This window comes from Aliicoccus persicus, assembly GCF_900110815.1.
GTDB lineage: Bacteria > Bacillota > Bacilli > Staphylococcales > Salinicoccaceae > Aliicoccus > Aliicoccus persicus.
The window spans coordinates 114,483-134,692 of record NZ_FOIT01000005.1; the positions used below are offsets into that span (position 1 = coordinate 114,483).

24 protein-coding genes are annotated in these 20,210 nt (G+C 38.1%); 16 read left to right on the forward strand and 8 right to left on the reverse strand.

Annotated features, from left to right (window positions below; translation table 11 throughout):
• Entirely contained in the window at positions 1–732 is a 732-nt protein-coding gene (locus BMW30_RS08405; protein WP_091475807.1) for a CPBP family intramembrane glutamic endopeptidase, read from the reverse strand.
• 295 nt (positions 733–1,027) lie between these two features.
• Here BMW30_RS08405 and BMW30_RS08410 point away from each other — a divergent pair, with 295 nt between their 5' ends.
• Entirely contained in the window at positions 1,028–1,426 is a 399-nt protein-coding gene (locus tag BMW30_RS08410) for a hypothetical protein (protein ID WP_091475810.1), read from the forward strand.
• Between the two features lie 38 nt (positions 1,427–1,464).
• On the opposite strand, the gene BMW30_RS08415 is transcribed toward BMW30_RS08410, so the two are convergent.
• On the reverse strand, positions 1,465–1,821 hold the full coding sequence (locus tag BMW30_RS08415; RefSeq protein ID WP_091475813.1) for a winged helix-turn-helix transcriptional regulator: 357 nt from the start codon (positions 1,819–1,821) through the stop codon (positions 1,465–1,467).
• Between the two features lie 127 nt (positions 1,822–1,948).
• Between BMW30_RS08415 and BMW30_RS08420 the strand changes: the two genes are divergently transcribed.
• The 5 genes from BMW30_RS08420 (at position 1,949) to BMW30_RS08440 (ending at position 5,983) form a co-directional block, all read left to right on the forward strand.
• Positions 1,949–2,932: a macro domain-containing protein gene (locus BMW30_RS08420; protein ID WP_091475816.1), complete on the forward strand. Its 984-nt coding sequence runs from the start codon at positions 1,949–1,951 to the stop codon at positions 2,930–2,932.
• Between the two features lie 91 nt (positions 2,933–3,023).
• Positions 3,024–3,674, forward strand: coding sequence for a vWA domain-containing protein (locus BMW30_RS08425; RefSeq protein ID WP_091475819.1), 651 nt, complete (start codon positions 3,024–3,026; stop codon positions 3,672–3,674).
• Positions 3,675–3,779: 105 nt separating this feature from the next.
• Positions 3,780–4,007, forward strand: coding sequence for a hexameric tyrosine-coordinated heme protein (locus tag BMW30_RS08430; protein WP_091475822.1), 228 nt, complete (start codon positions 3,780–3,782; stop codon positions 4,005–4,007).
• 109 nt (positions 4,008–4,116) lie between these two features.
• Complete coding sequence (locus tag BMW30_RS08435) at positions 4,117–5,034, forward strand: ABC transporter ATP-binding protein (protein WP_091475825.1); 918 nt, start codon at positions 4,117–4,119, stop codon at positions 5,032–5,034.
• A complete protein-coding gene (locus BMW30_RS08440) occupies positions 5,021–5,983 on the forward strand; it encodes an ABC transporter permease (protein ID WP_377910974.1) in 963 nt (320 codons plus the stop codon). The genes BMW30_RS08435 and BMW30_RS08440 overlap by 14 nt, the downstream gene beginning before the upstream one ends.
• A gap of 263 nt (positions 5,984–6,246) precedes the next feature.
• Here the strand turns inward: BMW30_RS08440 and BMW30_RS08450 are convergent, their stop codons facing one another.
• The 3 genes from BMW30_RS08450 to BMW30_RS08460 all read right to left on the reverse strand — a co-directional run bounded on the left by BMW30_RS08450 (position 6,247) and on the right by BMW30_RS08460 (position 9,559).
• On the reverse strand, positions 6,247–7,638 hold the full coding sequence (locus BMW30_RS08450) for a serine hydrolase domain-containing protein (protein ID WP_245705672.1): 1,392 nt from the start codon (positions 7,636–7,638) through the stop codon (positions 6,247–6,249).
• A 44-nt stretch (positions 7,639–7,682) separates the two neighbouring features.
• Positions 7,683–8,222, reverse strand: coding sequence for a TetR/AcrR family transcriptional regulator (locus tag BMW30_RS08455; protein WP_091475835.1), 540 nt, complete (start codon positions 8,220–8,222; stop codon positions 7,683–7,685).
• Positions 8,223–8,335: 113 nt separating this feature from the next.
• Positions 8,336–9,559 carry a hypothetical protein gene (locus BMW30_RS08460; protein WP_091475837.1) on the reverse strand — a complete coding sequence of 408 codons (1,224 nt, stop codon included), beginning with the start codon at positions 9,557–9,559 and terminating at the stop codon, positions 8,336–8,338.
• 146 nt (positions 9,560–9,705) lie between these two features.
• On the opposite strand from BMW30_RS08460, the gene BMW30_RS08465 reads away from it, so the two are divergent.
• Positions 9,706–10,488, forward strand: coding sequence for a class I SAM-dependent methyltransferase (locus tag BMW30_RS08465; RefSeq protein WP_091475840.1), 783 nt, complete (start codon positions 9,706–9,708; stop codon positions 10,486–10,488).
• A 229-nt stretch (positions 10,489–10,717) separates the two neighbouring features.
• On the opposite strand, the gene BMW30_RS08470 is transcribed toward BMW30_RS08465, so the two are convergent.
• Complete coding sequence (locus BMW30_RS08470) at positions 10,718–11,215, reverse strand: GNAT family N-acetyltransferase (protein ID WP_091475843.1); 498 nt, start codon at positions 11,213–11,215, stop codon at positions 10,718–10,720.
• A 97-nt stretch (positions 11,216–11,312) separates the two neighbouring features.
• On the opposite strand from BMW30_RS08470, the gene BMW30_RS08475 reads away from it, so the two are divergent.
• The 6 genes from BMW30_RS08475 to BMW30_RS08500 all read left to right on the forward strand — a co-directional run bounded on the left by BMW30_RS08475 (position 11,313) and on the right by BMW30_RS08500 (position 16,277).
• The gene (locus tag BMW30_RS08475) at positions 11,313–11,885 is read left to right on the forward strand and encodes a sugar O-acetyltransferase (protein ID WP_091475845.1); all 573 of its coding nucleotides are present in this window, start codon (positions 11,313–11,315) and stop codon (positions 11,883–11,885) included.
• Between the two features lie 11 nt (positions 11,886–11,896).
• Positions 11,897–12,211, forward strand: a complete 315-nt coding sequence (locus BMW30_RS08480) for a hypothetical protein (RefSeq protein ID WP_091475846.1) — start codon at positions 11,897–11,899, stop codon at positions 12,209–12,211.
• The gene (locus BMW30_RS08485) at positions 12,212–12,925 is read left to right on the forward strand and encodes a DUF429 domain-containing protein (protein WP_091475849.1); all 714 of its coding nucleotides are present in this window, start codon (positions 12,212–12,214) and stop codon (positions 12,923–12,925) included.
• 2 nt (positions 12,926–12,927) lie between these two features.
• Positions 12,928–13,935, forward strand: a complete 1,008-nt coding sequence (locus tag BMW30_RS08490) for a DUF4767 domain-containing protein (RefSeq protein ID WP_091475852.1) — start codon at positions 12,928–12,930, stop codon at positions 13,933–13,935.
• Between the two features lie 96 nt (positions 13,936–14,031).
• Positions 14,032–15,435: a 23S rRNA (uracil(1939)-C(5))-methyltransferase RlmD gene (gene rlmD, locus BMW30_RS08495; protein WP_091475854.1), complete on the forward strand. Its 1,404-nt coding sequence runs from the start codon at positions 14,032–14,034 to the stop codon at positions 15,433–15,435.
• A gap of 116 nt (positions 15,436–15,551) precedes the next feature.
• Entirely contained in the window at positions 15,552–16,277 is a 726-nt protein-coding gene (locus BMW30_RS08500) for a hypothetical protein (RefSeq protein WP_091475856.1), read from the forward strand.
• Between the two features lie 52 nt (positions 16,278–16,329).
• On the opposite strand, the gene BMW30_RS10810 is transcribed toward BMW30_RS08500, so the two are convergent.
• Together BMW30_RS10810 and BMW30_RS08505 are read right to left on the reverse strand one after the other, a co-directional pair.
• Positions 16,330–16,464, reverse strand: a complete 135-nt coding sequence (locus BMW30_RS10810) for a hypothetical protein (protein ID WP_281242151.1) — start codon at positions 16,462–16,464, stop codon at positions 16,330–16,332.
• Between the two features lie 33 nt (positions 16,465–16,497).
• Positions 16,498–16,926, reverse strand: a complete 429-nt coding sequence (locus BMW30_RS08505) for a TetR/AcrR family transcriptional regulator (protein WP_091475858.1) — start codon at positions 16,924–16,926, stop codon at positions 16,498–16,500.
• A gap of 434 nt (positions 16,927–17,360) precedes the next feature.
• Between BMW30_RS08505 and BMW30_RS08510 the strand changes: the two genes are divergently transcribed.
• The 3 genes from BMW30_RS08510 to BMW30_RS08520 all read left to right on the forward strand — a co-directional run bounded on the left by BMW30_RS08510 (position 17,361) and on the right by BMW30_RS08520 (position 20,152).
• Positions 17,361–17,891, forward strand: a complete 531-nt coding sequence (locus BMW30_RS08510; protein ID WP_180366275.1) for a GNAT family N-acetyltransferase — start codon at positions 17,361–17,363, stop codon at positions 17,889–17,891.
• 150 nt (positions 17,892–18,041) lie between these two features.
• The gene (locus tag BMW30_RS08515) at positions 18,042–19,895 is read left to right on the forward strand and encodes a heavy metal translocating P-type ATPase (RefSeq protein WP_091475861.1); all 1,854 of its coding nucleotides are present in this window, start codon (positions 18,042–18,044) and stop codon (positions 19,893–19,895) included.
• Positions 19,896–19,918: 23 nt separating this feature from the next.
• The gene (locus tag BMW30_RS08520) at positions 19,919–20,152 is read left to right on the forward strand and encodes a heavy-metal-associated domain-containing protein (protein ID WP_091475864.1); all 234 of its coding nucleotides are present in this window, start codon (positions 19,919–19,921) and stop codon (positions 20,150–20,152) included.
• Positions 20,153–20,210 lie beyond the last annotated feature (58 nt).

Sequence of the window (20,210 nt, forward strand, 5' to 3'; positions counted from 1 at the left end):
CTAAATAAACCCAGCAGAAATGATAAGTATCGTTAATCCATGTGTTAAAGTCGCTGGAATCAGACCATATCTTTCATAGATGATGGCACAAACAATACCTTCAACGAGTGTGAAGACGAGTATCAATACGCCTAAATCTGTCACAGTGATTGCTAAAAATGTATGACCGATTGCGAAGAATAATCCTGACAACAAAATCGAACGAATGACGCCTACTTTCTCTTTCACATATTCTTGGAATACGCCTCTGAAAAGTACTTCTTCTAAAAAGTTTCCAAAGAGTGCAAAGATAAGCAATACGATCCATAACGATGGCGGAAATGATCCGCCTCTATCTTCTACTGGAACGTAGAAATAGGGAATCATAAGCGGAATGGCGACAATTACAGCTGCTAATATTCCCATGAGAATTGATTTTGTTTTATCTTGTTCTTTAAACCATTTCATTGGGGTTTTGTTGAAATGAGTAATAACGAGTGCAACAATGAGCGATGTAAACGCTAATGTGAGTAATATAAAAGCATCTTCAATAAAGCGTAGCCACATGACATTACCTTCTATACCGAACGTCCATAGTCCGATAGGTGTCATTGCATCTCGCATTAAAATGAAACCAAATATTAGAATGACTACTTTGAACAAGCGATACTCTTTCGGAATCAATGCATAGAATAGTGCGATTAATAACAATCCAGGGAACAGGCCAATGCTGTACTCAAATAGCAATTCCATTTTGAATGCCTCACATATTCGTTTATTTACAATCTTTATACTAGAATATTTCCTTAATAGATGCAGTTCAAACCAATTTAAAGTGTCATTGTATCGTGAGATATTAAATTATACGATTTCATTGTGACTGGATAGACGTATTTATAGCAGTATCCTTTTGTAAACCATACCACTTATAAGTGCGTACTTATGCAAAAAAATGAAAACATTTACAATATTATGTATACGATAATTGGATGGAAAAATATATATTTTTCTATCCTTTTTATAGAACATTATAGAGGAGGACTATACTATGGGTGCAAGATGGATTAAGTTAGCAGTATTGTATTTGGTGTTTGGTATTGGTGTTGGTCTCTTTATGTCAATGACGCTACAGCTTAACTGGGCTTCAGCGCACGCGCACGTGAACTTAGTCGGTTTCGCTACAACTGCAATTTTCGGTTTAGTGTACAGCGTTTATCCTGGTGCAGCTAAGAATACGCTAGGACAATGGCATTTTTGGTTACACAACTTAGGTGTTCCAGTATTTTTAGTCAGTACGTTTTTAGTACAGGTTTCTGGCATGTTAGATGTTGCTCACATCTTTACGTACGCAGGTGGGGGAGCATTTGGTTTAGGTGTTATTTTATTTATTGTTAATGCTCTAACAAATCTTAATGATTCTACAATAATTGGTAGTAGTAAAGACTAAAATTAATTTTATTTTGATTGATCATAAAAGAGACGAACTTAACTGTTCGTCTCTTTTTGTTTTTTATCCGTTTTTCTTATTGCATGTTCCGTACCCCATTCATGCATGGCGATCAAAATTTTGTCTAAACTCCGTCCGTATTCGGTAAGTGAATATTCTACTTTAGGTGGTACTTCAGCATAGACGACACGTTTAACGATATCTTCATTTTCTAATTCTCGTAAATTTTTCGTTAACATTTTTTGTGTAATTTCAGGAATTGCGCGCTTCAATTCACTAAATCTCATCGTGCCGTGGTTGAATAAGTATAATAATATGTTTAGTTTCCATTTACCAACAATGATTTCCAAGGCATTATTTACTCGCGTTAGATCTTGTTGTAAGTTACTATCCATGCTTATCATCCTTTTATTATTTGATATTATATACAACATTATCATTAATTATAAACTTGGCAATATTTATTGCTTATGCAATTGATGAATTATGATACGATAAATATTACAAATGGAGGGGTGACCGATGCCTTTTAAAATTATTCGTCAGGATATTACTAAAATGAAAGTCGATGCTATCGTCAATGCTGCGAACACGGAGCTAAAGATGGGTGGTGGTGTTTGTGGTGCAATTTTTAAGTCTGCTGGTACGGATCAACTTCAGGTAGCATGTGATGCACTTGCTCCGATTAAAACGGGTGAAACGGTAATTACACCTGGATTTGATCTGGATGCAAAGTTCATTATTCATGCAGCAGGTCCAATCTATCGTGAATGGAGTAAGGAAGAAAATGAACGGTTACTCCGTTCTGCTTATTTATCGTCACTGGAGATTGCTGCTGAACATGGGTTAGAGAGCATCGCTTTCCCACTGATTTCAAGCGGTATTTATGGATATCCAAAGGATGAGGCGCTCAGGGTTGCGTCTTCAACGATTCAAGAGTTTCTTTTAAATCATGAATTGGAAGTTACACTTGTCGTGTTTGATAAGTCATCATTCGAAATAAGCAGTGATCGAATTGATTCGGTTGAGCGCTATATTGATGATCATTATGTAGAGACACACAGTGACCTTCGTCGCGAAACACGTATGGTTGAACTTCACGAAATGTCCCGAGTGGAAGAGAAAAGTCTAAAAAGTTCTTCACTCGAAGATTTGATTGGTAACTTGGATGAGCCATTTTCCAGGATGTTGATGCGTCTGATTGACACCAAAGGAATGACGGATGTTGATGTCTATAAACGTGCCAACATTGATCGAAGGCTGTTTTCTAAAATTAGGTCGGTTGAAGGCTATATGCCAAGTAAGCGGACAGCCATTGCGCTGGCGATTGCTTTGGAATTAAAGTTGGAAGAAACGGATGAGCTGTTGGAATGGGCAGGTTATGCACTTTCTCACGCAGTGAAATTTGATGTTATTATTGAATATTTCATCATCAATGGTATGTATGATGTGTATGAAATTAATCAAGTGCTATTTCAATATGATCAACCGTTGTTGGGAAGTTAATATTGGTTATTTATTTGTCGCTCATAGAGCGACCTTTTTTATTTAGTTAGTTGCTATCCTAAATTTAACTTAAATTTAGGAGGCAATTATTATGAAAAAAGGTTTAACAGAGCTTGTATTTATTTTGGATAGAAGCGGGTCAATGAGTGGACTTGAGTCCGACACGATTGGCGGTTTTAATTCAATGTTGAAAAAACAGTTGGAAGTCGAAGGTGAATGCAGAATAACGACGGCACTATTCGATCACGAATATGAACTTCTTCATGACCGCATTGATATTCATGCTGTCGAGGCGATGACTGAGGAAGAATATTACGTCGGTGGTGCAACTGCACTGATTGATGCAATCGGTACGACGATTCACAAAATTAGCAAAGCTGAGAAAAATACGAAAGATGGTTATCGTGCTGAAAAAGTGATGTTCGTCATCATTACAGACGGCGAAGAAAATTCTAGTCGTGAATATTCTGCTGCTCAAGTGAAGGCATTAGTTGAGGATAAAAAATCAAAAGATGGCTGGGAGTTTATCTTCTTAGGTGCCAATATTGACTCTGTTCAAACGGCAGGTCGGTTTGGAATTTCAGCAGACAGAGCTGTTGACTATATTGCGGACAGTGAAGGGACTCAGTTGAACTATAGTGCTATGGCAGATGCTGTCGCTTCTTACCGAGCATCTGGCACTGTTGATGAATCTGAACTTGAAGTTATTCGTAATGATGTGAAGCGACGTAAAAGAAAATAGAAGTGATTTAAAATCTGTTCGTAACCCATATAACTAATATTTTGCAAAATTCATTCATGCGTCGTATGATTAAATGGATAAATGAAATGAATGGAGGAATGTGAGATGTCAGAAGTTTGGTTACCTTCCCTAAAGACTGATACGCCTCAAGACGGATTTGATCTTGCTGTGCAACTCGCACGAAAAGGTGTGGGTTACACACAGCCAGATGAAAATGTCCGCAAGTCACTGAGATCAGGCTATGCTAACGACGCCGATAGCTTAACGTTTGCCTCTCAAGTCATCGCGATCCATTTCCAAACTGTTGCAGCTGCGAATGATTATTGGAAGTGATTTTCATGTTGCAAATACTCATGTGCTTAGAGTTTTCCTTTAAGTTGCATGAGTATTTTTTTATTCATGTATAATGAACGTATCCATGTGAGTGAACAGGAGGAAAATCATGTCAGCGATTGAATTGACAAACGTAAGCAAATCGATAAAAGGCAAACAGATCATTAAAGATTTGAATTTTAAAGTAGAACCTGGTGAAGTATTTGGTTTTATTGGGCCGAATGGTGCCGGGAAAACGACAACGATTCGTATGATTGCAGGTTTGGTGAGTATCAGTGAGGGTGATGTCACAGTGATGGGTCATAGCATCACCAAAGAATTTTCTAAAGCAATTCGACACGTCGGCGCAATTGTTGAAAATCCTGAAGTCTATCCTTTTTTAACAGGGATGCAAAACTTAAAGTATTATCGCCGTATGATTCCTGGTATTACTAAAGCGCGTATTGATGAAGTTGTATCTCTCGTTGGTCTTGAGAAAGCAATCAATCAAAAGGCGGGCAGATATTCACTAGGTATGCGTCAGCGCTTGGGGATTGCACAAGCACTGTTACATAAACCTTCTGTTTTAATTCTAGATGAACCGACAAATGGACTGGATCCTGCTGGGATTCGTGAAATACGACAATACATTCGAGCACTTGCTAAAAATGAAAATGTTGCTGTTATTATTTCCAGTCATTTTCTTGCTGAGATTGAGTTGATGTGTGACCGTATTGGTATTGTAAAAAACGGTGCGCTCATTGATGTTCAGTCCGTAGATGACACTACAACAGATACGACTGAACTACGTCAAGTGTCTATTGAAGTGGACCAGCCTGAAGTTGCGCTGGAATCCGTAAAAGCAGCACATCAAATTGATGGTGACATAGTTGATGGATTGGTTAGGTTCGAGATAAACAAAGATACAATTCCATTAATTATCCAAACACTTGTGGAAAAAGATCTACTAATATACAAAGTTGAAACTTCTAAGACGCGTTTAGAAGATAAATTCTTTGATGTGATTGGAGAGAATGTCATTGAGTAATATATTTAATTTAGTATATAACGAGTTGCTGAAGATCTTTATCCGTAAGTCGACGTGGGTGTTATATGGATTCTTAACATTAATTATAATAGCAAGTGGATTCTTTGCGTATTTTGCCGGAAATGAACGTACAGCAAATTATACAGATGAAGGCTGGCAAGAGGAGTTACAACAGGAGAATGCAGAAATAGGTGCAAATGCTGAACAAGATGTATTCATGTTGGGCTTTAATCTAGAAAGAATGTCAGAGAATAACTATTATTTAGAAAATGATTTACAGCCCGTCTCATATGGTGCAGGTCAGTTTGTTGCAGATGCGAGCTTTATGATCTCCATCGTAAGTTTGCTGACTGTAATAATTGCGGGTGGTATCGTAGCTAACGAGTTCAGGTGGGGTACAATCAAGCTGTTGCTCATCCGACCTTATTCAAGAGCGATGATATTGTTTGCGAAGTATGTCGGTGTTTTATCGTTTGCGATTATTACTTTACTGTATGTCACAGTACTCGGATGGGTTGTAGGATTAATATTCTTTGGCTTTGATGGATTTAATCCTCAGGTAATCATCCTTGAAAATGGCTCACATCGCTATGAATCAGTTGTTTTAGCGCTTCTTACTGATTATGGCTACGGATTGGTCAGCCTCATCATGATGGCAACATTGGCATTTATGATTTCAAGTGTGTTTAGAAACAGCACGCTCGCAATCAGTATATCGATTATTATATTGTTGTCAGGCAGCACGATTACACTGATCTTATCAAGATATGAATGGTCAAAATATTTACTGTTTGCCAATTTAAATTTGAGACAGTATGAAGAAGGCGGTAGAGTAGCCATAGAGGGCATGACATTACCATTCTCAATCACAGTACTCGCTGTTTACTATGTCGTATTCATCGTATTGGCGTGGTGGGTCTTTGGCAGACGAGATGTTGCAGGAGATTAATTGAATATTGAAATGAATCGCTACTTCGGCCTGAAAAAGTCGGGTGAAGTAGCGATTTTTGTTTTTCGTGCTAACTCGAGCCCAAAAATTGTAGTGAGTTGGCACGGTTTCAGATTTCGTGCTAACCCAAGCCCGAAAATCGTCGTGAGTTGGCACGGTTTCAGATTTCGTGCTAACTCGAGCCCGAAAATTGTCGTGAGTTGGCACGGACAGATCCTTGCATCAATATCAAGACCAAAAATAATGAAGTAGTAAACTTAGAATTATTTCTTTCTTCTTACCCCAATGACTAATGTCAAGAGTCCATTGATAGCCAAGATACCAATCAGACCATAAGTTAACAGAGCGATGTCTGGTGCAAAGTGACTGATGCTTTGCCAAGGTGTACCCATCACGTAGGCGAACAATGGAATAATACCGATTGCTAACAGAATAGAGATGATTCCAACAGAAATTGTAATCACTTTATTAATTGAATCTTTTCTCCATAAGAAGATAAAGTTCACTATCGTCAGAATCACTAATAATATTAAAACCCCTAGCATGATCCATTGAAATAGGTGACCTTGGCTAGGCAGTTCATCAGGCGTCTCACCATTCATAATCGATTGTACACCGTTCATAATGTTTGTAACTTGCGCATCTTCTAATGTGTGATACTGATTAGTTAACAGGACCGCTGCCTTATTCTCTTCAGGCATCAATACAAACTGTGCTCTATGGTCTGCAGTTGCACCACCATGGTATGGGTAACCTTCTGAATCAGAGAAATGCCATCCGAACCCATAGGTTTTATCATCTCCAGGAGGGGATTTAAGCAACTCCAACGATTCATCAGATAATATTTCTCCACCTTCTAACATAAACGTTAAAAACTTTGCCAAGTCTTCCGTACTTGAGGTAAGGTATCCATATGGCGCACCGGCATGATCGTAAAAACCATCACTCTCTACAGCGTGTCCAAAATAAGAGTTGTAGCCGGCAACGAAACCGTGCTCAACTACTGTGTTGTAGTCCGCTGCACTATTCATCATCGAGAGTGGTTCAAATATATTTGTATCTACAAACTCCGAGTACGTTTCATTTGAAACATTTTCTATAATCGCCCCGAGCAGTAAGTAGTTCGCGGAATTATACTCGTACACTTCTCCGGGTTCATTCATTAGAGTGACACCACTTAATTCATCGACTGCTTCCTGAATTGCACCTTCAGGAGACCTCTCTTGATCTGTCACCTTCAGTCCATCATGCTGACTAATACCACTCGTCTGTTCGAGCAGATGACGCACCGTGATATCGTTTGAACCTTCTACATTGTATTCAAAATCCGGCAGATATATTTGAATCGATTCATCTAAATTAATTTGTCCATCGTCACCTAGTATCATAATAGCTAGAGAAGTGATTGGTTTACTCAACGAACCGATTAAAAACGGTGAGTCACCAGAAACAGCAGAACCATCACTTAACTCTCCCCACTGATCGTGAAAGGTTACCGTGCCGTCCTCAATAATAGCTAGTGACGCACCGGGAATATCGTATTTTTCCAGCGCATCCTCCATATAATCGACTAAATCTTCATACATATCGTCTGTTTGTCCGAGTGTCGTCTGTGGGATAAAAAACACCAGTAGAATGGTGAGTACCATCAACATTTTCTTCAATGTCCCATCTCCTTATAGAGAGTCCGATTTAAAAATTATCTTTCAATATAGTTATCGAGTAAATTCTTCAATTCATCATACGCTTGGTCGAGATCAAAGTCATCATCCATCAGCTTTTGTAATGCGAGTCCATCAAAGCAAGCGAGTAAAATTCCAGATATTGCATCAGAACGATTCGCTATTTCGGAATCACTCACTACATCTGAAATACTTTCGCGACCATTCTTTAAAATACTTGCCACTTCTTCTTTGTATTTCTCATTTTTCAATCCTAATGAATAGAGTTCGTATCGCCATAAATACCAGTCTGGATCGCTCGAGACTCTTGATTTAATTTCATGTAATCCATCTAAAACATCAGCAAGTGCATCAAACTGATTCTGATATTTCTGTTGAACATCATCTTGAACAGAGAAGAGTAGCGCTTCTTTATCTTTAAAATAGTAATGAACGAGGCCAGGTGTAATTTCTGCTTCGTTTGCGATGTCTTTTATAGATGCGTTGTAAAATCCCTTCTTGCTAAAAATCTTGTAAGCTGCATCGATTAACCGTTGTCGTTTATCAAATTTATTCAAATATATGACCTCCCTCAATATTTGGTTGATTGACCAAACTATATTCCTATTTCTTATATTCGTCAAACAAAAAAATAGAGCAGGGATTTTCATCCCAGCTCCATGTTAAATTTCTATAATAGTTTCCGTGTTTCCTTATGTTGTTTAACACTAAATAAAATCATTGTCACACCGATCAATAACAGTATTGCTGCTACAAATAACAACTCCGCATACAACGGAATGCCAAACCAATCTGTCCATAATCCTAAGCTTCTCAAGAATAGAAGCAGTTCGTTCAACAAGAATCCGATGACAAACACCATAAAACCATACATTGAAAACTTGTTCTCTTTGAATAGTACGAGCATGTGGAACAAGACGAAGACAAAGATTGTTAAAAATCCGAGTAATGTTAAGTGCAAGTACCCGATAATGACATCTCTCGTGTTGTTCACAAGATCTGCGAGTGGTGGGTAAATTAGACCGAGTTCCATCGTGCTTTTCATTACCAGCAATAAGATTGCAAAGATCAGTAAGTTGGATGTTAGTTTCGTGACTAATTTAGAAACTCGCTGGATTGCCGGAATAAGTGCAATAATCAGCATGATGATACTGATCCATTGTGCAATACTGGCAAGTGCTACAATTGTCTCAACAACAGGTCCTAATCCGACCCAAAGTGCTGAAATTAAAAAGCCAGGGAATAATGCCACAAAATATATCCAAAATGCTTGAGTGGCTAACTTTTCATTCATTTTAATACTTCGTTTATTTAAGAGTACTAGGAACAATCCAAATAATGAAAGCATGAGCCAGCCGTTGTACTGAAAGTGTAAATAGAAGTAGATCGACATATCGAAGAGTGAAAGATCCGTCAGCTTGTTTGCAGATAAAAATGCAAGCGTATATGGACCAATTGAAGAAATAATATTTGCTAAAATACCCCCGACAATGAACAACTTCGCAACCTTTGGTATGTTTTCTTTACGTATAAATAGCCAAATATAAATCACAGCCCAATATTCTACGAATATATGTACTGTTGAAGTGATGATAGAGAATAGTGCATAGCCCTGGTACAAAAATGCTACAAACATGAGCAAGGACACACTGATTAGCGAAATAAAAATGAGTTTAGGTTGAAGTTTATCCTTCAGCTTATCTCGATAAATAAAGAAGAAAATCAAAAAAACCGCAGTGAATAACCATCCGATCAATGCGACATGCGAGTGCGCATGGAGAACGTTGTCATAGGGGATAGCACTTGACGGAGATAAACTAAACCATCGCATCCAGACACCTGAGATTGCAGTTAAGAACAACAATACTAATGTGATTTGTGTGTAAAGCCTCATTTGAATTACCTTCTTATATCGTATTTGTACGTTAAATTAAAATTATCACAGAATACGAGGTATCAATGTGACTTCAATCACTGAAAATATTGGTGTTATACTTAACCAACATAAATTCATTATTTGTACACAAACGAGGGATTAGAATGAAAGAAAACAAATATAACGAAGAAACATTTTTTTATAAATATGGACAGATGAAACGATCAAAAGAAGGGTTGAGTGGTGCAGGTGAATGGGAAGCACTGCAGCGTTTATTACCTGACTTTAAAAATAAGCAAGTTCTAGATTTAGGTTGTGGATATGGATGGCATTCCATCTATGCAGCAGGAAATGGTGCAAAGTTTGTGATCGGTGTGGATTTATCAGAAAAAATGATTGAAATTGCACGTGAAAAAACGAAGTATGAGAATGTTAAATATCAAGTAGGTGCAATGGAAGATGTAGATTTTCCTGATGAAACGTTTGATGTTGTGATGAGCTCGCTTGCGTTTCATTATGTTGAAGATTTTAGCAGTTTGGTAGAGAATGTTTTTCGTATGTTGAAATCAAATGGTGTATTTGTTTTTACTGTGGAGCATCCGATATTTACAGCAGAAGGGTCTCAAGATTGGGTTTATAATGATGCTGGAGAAATTGAACATTTTCCAGTGGATAATTATTTTAAAGAAGGTCTGCGTTCGACGCAATTTTTAGAAGAGTCGGTGACGAAGTATCATCGTACGATGACGACGTATATCAATTCTTTGATTGAGGCTGGATTTACCATTGATCGGGTAGTAGAACCGACGCCACCTGACCATATGATGGATATACCTGGTATGAAGGATGAGCTGCGTCGACCGATGATGTTGATAATATCTGCGAGTAAAAAAAAGGTGACAATTAAGTGGATTTATAGGCGTGAAAATAGATCTACACGCCAATGAGCAGATTTCATAGACGTACAAATAGATCTACACGCCAATGAGCAGATTTCATAGACGTGCAAATGGAAATACACGCCAATGAGCGAGTCTCATAGGCGTGCAAACAGAAATACGCGCCAATGAGCGAGTCTCATAGGCGTGCAAACAGAAATACGCGCCAATGAGCAAACCTCATAGACGTGCAAACAGAAATACGCGCCAATGAGCAAGTCACATTGACACGAAAACACTACAAAAATTTATGAAAAATCAGATCGTTGACATATTCACCGGTCTCAACATTTTTATGATGACGTAACACAGCACCTGCAGATTCAAAGTTCATCTTTTTCACAGCATTTACTGAAGAAGTGTTATCGCTATACACATAAATTCTCGCGATATTTACGCCTTCTTTTTTCATTTCTCCAAGACCATACTCAATGAGCTTCCCAACGAAGCCTTTTCCACGAACGTCTTGGTGTGTTGCTGCTGTTAAAAATGCTGCGTGTTGTTTTTCTGGTGTCATTGTGCGCTTTCCTCTTAGCAAACTCAAGACATGATTCGGTTTGTCATCTCCAACAACAACATAAGTCAATTCGGCAGGATTATCGACAAAATTTAATACTTCTTCTTTTGTCGATATGTTCGCAAATGACATATCTATCTTTTCTTCCTTGATTCCTTTAAACATTTCTAGCACACTATCTACATCTTGTGCATTCATCTTTCTATAAATATATTCCATTGTTTAACCTCCGAGTTTTATCAACACTAGTATAAGGTAATGCCAGTGTGATGTATAATCAAACATATGAAAGTGAATGAATTTTTGGAGGTAGAACATGACGACAGAACGTGAAAAGATGCTTAGACATGAGCTATATAATTCAAATAATGACGCGGCATTGATTAATGAACGTCTTGAATGTAAGACATTGTGTCAAGAATATAATCGATTGCCAATTAAAGATTTGGAAGGTCGTAAACAATTGATCAAGAAAATACTCGGTAAAACTGGAGATAAAGTTCACATCGAACCGGATTTTTGGTGTGATTATGGCAGTTTGATTGAAGTCGGTGAGAATTTTTATGCGAACCATGGACTTGTCATTTTAGATGGTGGGACAGTGACTTTTGGTGATAATGTTTTTATCGCGCCGAATTGTGGGTTCCATACAGCGGCTCATGCAATCGATGCTACCGAACGTAATGCCGGCATTGAATATACGAAACCGATAAAAGTTGGTGATGACGTCTGGATTGGTGCAGGTGTTCAAGTGATGCCTGGTGTTACCATTGGTAGCAATGCTGTCATCGGTGGTGGTAGTGTCGTCGTTAAAGATATTCCAGATAACAGTATTGCGGTCGGTAATCCAGCCAAAGTGATAAAAGAGATCAGCAGTACAAATCAATAGGAGTGATTCATATGAAAGTATATCAAGAAGCGAATTGCAAAAACGCACCGAAGAATTTAAAAGTCGCAGAGATGACTGAAGCAATTTTAAAACAAGATAAAGATGTCGTGAATGATCTTTATGAAGCAGGACTTGATTCAATTGAATTCCCAAATTTAGATGACGTAGAAGAAATCACAATTCTTCAAGCGATCAGTCACGGTAAATCAGCATCGAGTTTGTGTGAATATGTAGTGAGGGGAGAAAAGAAACAGTTGGGCATGTTCTTTGAATTTACGACACACAAAGCTGAAGCATACAAAACTGTCATTCTGACATATAATTAGATGAGATATATAGGCATTGATTTAGCATGGACGATAAAGAATGAAACAGGAATTTGTGTTTTAGATGAATATGGAAATATTCTTCTTTTATCTGCTGAAGTATATTCTAATGATGAAATTATCAACATCATTCAAGATTTTTATCAGTATCCGACAATTGTGGCGATAGATGCACCAATTGTCGTGCCCAATGAAACAGGTTCACGTCCTGCAGAAAGTGCACTTGCTCGCGACCGCATTCACAACCATCGCATACGTGCGTTTCATTGTAGTCGAAGTTATTTAACAAAACAATACGGTAGCATTCGTGCTGAAAAAATTGCACAAAGTCTAATCGACGCAATGAATTTCAAAATCGGCTACTTTGAAGGTGAAGATTGTGTCGTTGAAACGTTTCCGACTGGGATCATTGCTGGGTTGTTCCCGGAACATGCACCATTTAAATATAAGATAAAAAAAGGCGTCAACACACAATTAGCGGGTGAAGAACTCATTCGTTTGACATCATTATTTGAAGAAAATGGCTTGTTAAATGACCTCGCAATTAACACGAAGTTAAAATATAGTAGGACTTTGCACAAACATCTAGAAGATCAAATAGATGCGTTTTTGTGTGCCTACACGGGGTATAGTCTTCAGTACAAAGGCACTAAAGTCCTAATATACGGGGACTATTCAAACGGATTTATTCTATTGCCTTTGGATGAGAAGTAGAAATGAAAAAGAGATTTTCAATTCGTATGATCTCAATGATGGTGCTAGGTGGTTCTTTATTCAATATGAATCTCGCAGAAGCTCAAGAGGAAGAAGTAGAAGATGAAGTTACGGAAGATGAAGTAGTAGTTGAGGAAGAAGAGGAAGTTGAAGAAGACGAAGTTTATGAAGATGTTGTATGGCTAGATGACATTGTTAGAAACAACGTCAGTGAAGTAGAATTTACGTTTGTTGGCGCTGAAGATGCAACGTCAAATCCAAACAGTCCAATTGCAACTAAACTTGAAGGACTAGATACAGATGAACCGGTCGTAAGATTAATCTGGGACCGTGAAGATGAAAGCTTAGATGAAGTGTTTGAAGTGAACGTTTCTGAAGTAGATCCAGTCGAAATTGAAGCATTCAACACGGAAGATGAAGGTACAACAACTTATGAATCAAACATTATCGCAGAATTCGTACCAGAAGATGACACGTATTACGCAAACACAGAACTTTATCTTGTAGATGGTGAAAATGGTGTTGAACTACTGCAACCAAACTATGCAGGTAATGTTGAGGAAGATCAGCAAGATGTTTATATGAATCTAGTACAAGCAAACCAAGATGATGAAGATGGTGAGAATACGAATCTAGAAGCATTAGATGAGGCGGTCATTGAGTGGGGTAATTCGCTTGAACAACCATATGAGCGTTACTACCCAGGCAATGAAGATAAATTCTCACATGCTGGTACTGATTTAGATACGATGCTTGAAAATGCAGTGATTGATGGAACTCCAGTGAACTTAAATGAATCTGGAAACACTGAAATTGTAGCAGTTTATTCGGCTACAGTAGAAGAGGAGTCAATGATGCGTGACATCACGTATATCATGACACGCATCGATGATGCACCAGTCATTCTCGTGACAGAGCAGATGGAAGATGCATCAGAAATTCATTATACTGGAACAGATAATGAAGAGTTACAAGCGATCTTTAGTGATTGGGTAGAACAAAACCAATAACAATTGAGATGCCATGTTAGTCATTTTTATATTGACTAACATGGCTTTTTATTTCTATGATGAACTAATACATATCGGATTAAAGGAGGCAATCCATTGCCTAGAAAAGAATTTCCTACAGAGGAACTAACAGTAACAATAAATCGTTTAAATAATAAATACCAAGGTGAAGTTATACATCGCCATGAAGATCTAGAAGTGGGTCAACAAAGACGTGTGAAGTTAACGATACCGAATACGCTGCCTGGTGATGTTGTGAAAGTGAGTGTTCCAAATGCGCGTGGGAGAAGACGTGCGTTTGCACGTTACGACGAAATTATTGAGTCATCAAAAGACAGAATTGAACCGGCTTGTATCCACTTCGAATATTGTGGTGGATGTTCCGTGCAGCATCTATCATATGAAAATCAACTGGCTCATAAATTTGAAGAAGTTAAAACGCATCTTTCAAACAATGGTTTTGATCCATCGGTTGTAAAACCTGTAATCGGCATGAGTGAACCGTTCCACTATCGCAATAAGATGGAATTTACTTTCGGTAAAGATGGCACGCTTGGTATGCATGAGCAAGGGAATTTTAGAAAAGTTGTGGATATTAGTGACTGCTTAATCGCATCAAATGACACGATGGTTATCCGTAATGTTGTCAGCAAGTGGCAACACACACATGACTTGTCTGGCTATGACAAAATGGCACACGAAGGTTTGCTTCGCCACCTTATGATTCGTCATTCACAAGTTACGGGTGAGTATATGGTAGCAATATTTGCGACAGAGTCACCTGAACAATATACGGAGATTATTAATGAGTTATTGTTAGAATTGATTAACTTAGATATCGACATCGAAAGTATATTATGGATGAAAAACGAAGATGTCGCAGACCGTGCACAGTCGGAAGAGACAACAGTGCTGCACGGAAGAGATTATATTCATGATGAGATTTATGGATATAGATATCGACTTTGGTATGATACATTTTTCCAACCAAATCCAGCACAAGCGAGTCATATGATTGAGATTGCACTGGAATTGTCTGAAGTAAATGAAGACATGAGAGTGATGGATTTATTCTGTGGCGTCGGTACGTTCAGCTTGCCGTTTGCAGAACGAGCAAAAGCATTGGCTGGTGTAGAAATCGTTGAGAGCTCAATCGAATCAGCGAAACGTAATGCAGAGGACAATGGTATTGATAATACATACTTCTTAACGAGTGATGCCCGTAAAGGTATGGATTATGTTAAAGAGGAGTGGGGAATGCCAGATTTGTTGCTGCTCGATCCACCAAGAAGCGGCGCAGGCGGTAAAGTCATGCGACGCATCGGTCGAATTGGTACAGAGAAAATTGTATACGTCTCGTGTAACCCTGAGACATTCGCGGAAGACATCGTATGGTTGAAAGACTTTGGTTATGAATTGAAAACCGTACAACCTGTCGACCAATTCCCGCATACACCACATGTTGAGTTGGTGTCGTTGTTGGAAAAGGTTGCGGATTAATACGGATTCAGTTTCATGCCAACTCAAGGCCGAAAATCGTCGTGAGTTGGCACGAATTCAGTTTCATGCCAACTCAAGCTTAAAATTTGTCGTGAGTTGGCACAAGGAGTGAACATATGAAAATTATTAGTCATGAAACAGGCTATACAGTAGAAAATAACAAGAAACATATAATGAACATTCAAACGTCTCGGAATCCTAATCATATCCGCAATTGTTATATTGATTTTGATCCTTACGACATGAGGGGAGAAATAAATACTAAAATATTTGATCTTATTTCTGATACAGAGAAAAGTCCACTGCAAGCAATGGTAAATTCTCATGAAAGAAAGAAAATAAAACTTTTATCTAAAGGTGGATTCAAAAAAGTCAGAGTCTGTCATGAGATGGAAGTAATGAAAGATGAATTAAGAAATGATATATCTCCTCAAAGTAGTGAGCTATTGAAAACGACTCGAGGCGAACTTGAATATATTCAATGCTGTGAGTTATTGTTCAAATATTATAAGGAAACACATGAATCAATTAACCCTCTATCAGCTTCTTTTGAATCTTTCATAGATGATATTCCAAATGATGTTCTCTACGATAAAGACAAAAATGGCATCAAGCATGTGGCTTTCATCGAAGAAAATGAAATTGCCTATGTCTGCTCAAATGATGAAGCAACTTTTGAGAGTTTTTTACATGCAGTCGCTAGTGAGATGTTTTTATCAAATGATTTTATATATTTCGAAGCGGATGATGTGGATTGGTGTGGAATGGCATTAAAAAATCTATTTACAATAGAGGTGCCTGAAACATTTGATACTTGGTTGTTTGAAGGAAAATGGATGTAAAGAAAGACCCTTTGAGTTAGATCGTCGAATCTACCTCAAGGGGTCTTTTAAGTTATTTGATGAAACCTAATGTCTTGGCAGGACCTTGTATGATGGATTTGAAAATCGTTTCTGCTACTTCTTGTTTATTCCATTGTTTTTCTGTTTCATGTGTATACTCTGCAACATTTAAAATCGTGTCTGTCATTATTTTAACGCCTAACTCAACTGGAATCGGATGTTAAAGTTCTTTATAGTGATGAATCCCACTATTTTCAATTATCGTGAGTAATGATTGTCGCAATTTCTTTCTAAACGTCGTACTAAAATCTAGTTTAATGAGAAAAGATAGCAGTTGCTCGTTATCTTCTAAACATTTAAACACTTCAATAATCGTATCGTAACGTGAAGGTAAAAATTCTTGTTCAAACTGTTCATTTGGTACGTGCTTAAGAATTGTTTCATGTAAGAGAGAGATCATTTCATCCTCAAAATTTGTAATCATTTCATACTTATCTTTAAAGTGAAGATAAAACGTCCCGCGATTAATATTCGCTGTATCTGCAATGTCATTGATTGTAATCTGTTCAATACTTTTAGTTTCGAGCAGTTGGTTACATGCTTCTAAAATGGTATTTCTTGTTTTTATCTGCCTTCTATCTCGCTTCATTTTTCGAGTTCGAATTGGCAGGAAAATAGAAATGCTGCCAATTCAAAGTGATTTTCGAGTTCGAATTGGCAGGAAAAAGAAATTGCTGCCAATTCACGAGATATTTCTGGTCTGAATTGGCAGAAGAACCAAGAAGCCATTTGGAAAATTATCTCGTGCTCACTCAAGCTTAAAAATCACCGTGAGTGAGCACGGTTTAAGCTCTCATGCTCACTCAAACCCAAAAATCGCCGTGAGTGAGCACGGATCCAGCTTTCGTGCTTACTCAAGCCAGAAAATTGTCCTGAGTGAGCACGGATCCAGCTTTCGTGGTAACTCAAGCCAGAAAATCACTTGAAGTTGCAACTTTAGAGTTTTCAATCTTTCTTATGGTGAAAATATAAACTCCATGGGTATATAATGCATGTATAATTAATTTTCAAAGGATGTTTATCATGATCGAGATAAAAAGAATCGATGCGTCGAATAAAGAAGATATCAACATTCCGAATGAGCCATTCAAAATTTGGGGTCAAATGATACCAACATATGATGGCAGCTCATGGTCCTACACGACAAAGGAATTCGATAAAGACCAAGTAACAGAAATGACATTCCCAGATGAGGATTACAATTTTAAGGAACGTTCAAAGGATTCTTACTTTGTCGGGGCCTACAAAGAAGGAAAGTGTGTCGGTCTTGCGATTTACAAGCATGATTGGATGAAGTATTTATACCTCGAAGACTTAAAAGTGAATGCAGCAGCACGCGGTAATGGTATCGCAACCTTATTATTACAAGAAGGCCAAAAAATCGCTGCAGAGAATGACTACAAAGGAATCTTCACAATCGGTCAGGATAACAATCTATCGGCATGCTTATTTTATGTGAAATCCAACTTCGAAATCGGTGGCTTTAACACACATGAGTATAAGGGTGCGCCTCAAGAGGACAAATCGAATATTTACTTTTATTTAGATCTTTAACATTTGAACAGTTTCAAGTCTCTACAATTGTGTAGGGATTTTTTTATGAATTCTTTGCAATACTTGATGACCATCAAGTTATTTAAACGCATCATGCCTTAACATAATAAGTGAAGATAAATACAACAGAAAAAGAGAGGGTTGAGGTCAATGCAGCGCTTTATATTTAAGCATAAGAATTTAATCACGTTGATCTCTGGTATTTTAATTGTCACTGCTTTTATTGCGAGATTTGTATTTGATCAGATGATGATTTTTGAATGGAACTTAATCATCGCATCGGTTATAGGGATTGTTCCTATCGCAATACAAGCATATCAAGCATTAAGGGTGAAAGTCGTAAGCATAGATGTACTCGTGACGATTGCAGTCATCGGTGCTTTCTTGATTCAAAACTTTGAAGAATCCGCAATTGTTACATTCCTATTCTTATTTGGTGGATGGCTTGAATCAAGGACACTTAACTCGACACGCTCTGCAATTAAAGAATTAACAGAGATGGCACCGGAAGTTGCGTTAAAACAAATGGATGATGGTTCATTTGAATCGGTGGATATTTGGGATGTTGATGAAGGCGACATCTTGCAAGTGCGAACGGGAGGTAAGGTGCCTGTTGATGGTACGGTCATTTCCGGTGAGGGTCACGTCAATGAGGCGAGTATTACTGGTGAAGCGTATCTTGTCGGAAAGAAGACTGGCAGTGAAGTTTTTGCAGGAACTCTTTTAGATAATGGTACGATTCAGATTGAAGCAGACAAAGTGGGAGAGGATACTACTTTTGGTAAGATTATCGAAATGGTTGAAGAGGCACAGGATTCTAAATCGAGTGCGGAGCGTTTTATTGACCGTTTCTCAAAATGGTATACACCAGCAGTACTATTGTTAGCTGTTGTCGTTTATCTGTTCTCTAGTAACATTGAGCTCGCAATTACGATTCTTGTACTCGGTTGTCCTGGTGCTCTTGTTATCGGTGTTCCTGTATCCAACGTTTCTGGTATTGGGAATGGTGCGAGACAGGGTGTGCTATTCAAAGGTTCTGAAGTAATGCAAAACTTCAGTAAAGTCGATACGATTTTCTTTGATAAGACGGGTACATTAACGAGTGGTAAACCTGAAGTCGTTGATCAAGTGACTTACAGCGATAACCCGGAAGTTCCAAACTACTTGTATAGTGTGGAATATGAGTCAGATCATCCACTTGCCAAAGCAATTGTTGAATATTTAGACGGTGCAGAAAGACGTGTTGTAGATGACACAGATGTTGTCAAAGGAGGGGGTATCGTTGCACAGCTCGATGGTCACCGTGTCGCAGTTGGTAACAAAGTATTGATGGATAAAGAGCAGGTGTCATTTAGTCATGACATGTTAGATGATTTAGAGCGTTTTGAAGCAAATGGAAACTCGATTGTTATGATCGCTGTCGATGGTGTCCTTGAGATGATGATGGGAATCCGTGATGCGATACGAGAAGGTGTTAAAGAGGATTTGAAACACTTGAAGTCACTTGGTGTAGAAAACCTGATTGTGTTATCTGGTGATAACCAGGGTACAGTAGATTTAGTTGCTCGAGAGCTCGGACTGACTGAAGCACACGGTAATTTACTGCCTGAAGATAAGTCAGAATTTGTTCAACAACTACAGCGTGAAGGTCACATTGTCGCATTTGTCGGAGATGGTGTAAATGATAGCCCATCACTGGCACATGCAGATATCGGAATTGCAATGGGTAGTGGGACAAATGTAGCGATTGAAACATCAGATGTCGTATTGATGAACTCAGAAATGAGTCGCCTGCCACATGCGCTTGGGTTGACACAAGCGACAGTAAGAAACATGATACAAAACATCGTTATCGCAATTGGTGTCGTCGTAGTATTACTGATGTCGGTATTCTTAAGCGATTGGATGAACATGACGATCGGGATGCTCGTTCACGAACTCAGTATTTTAGTTGTCATTCTAAATGGTATGCGGTTACTAAGATTTAAAAATAATAAATTATAATTAATTTAAGGAGAAGATATATTATGAGTCAAGCAGTTATTCAATTAGAAACATTAGGTTGCCCAAGTTGTATGCAGAAGATTGAGAATGCAGTAAAAGGTTTAGATGGAGTCGATAAAGAAAGCGTCAAAGTGATGTTTAATGCATCGAGAGTTAAAGTTGATTTTAATGATGCAGATGTAAACATCGAGGCGATTGAAGATTCAATCGAAAAGCTAGGGTACGGTGTCATCCGTTCTAGAGTCAAATCAGCATAAGAAATTAAGATTTATAAGAGCCGCGAAAGCGGCTTTTTTACTTAAATTTATAGTATAA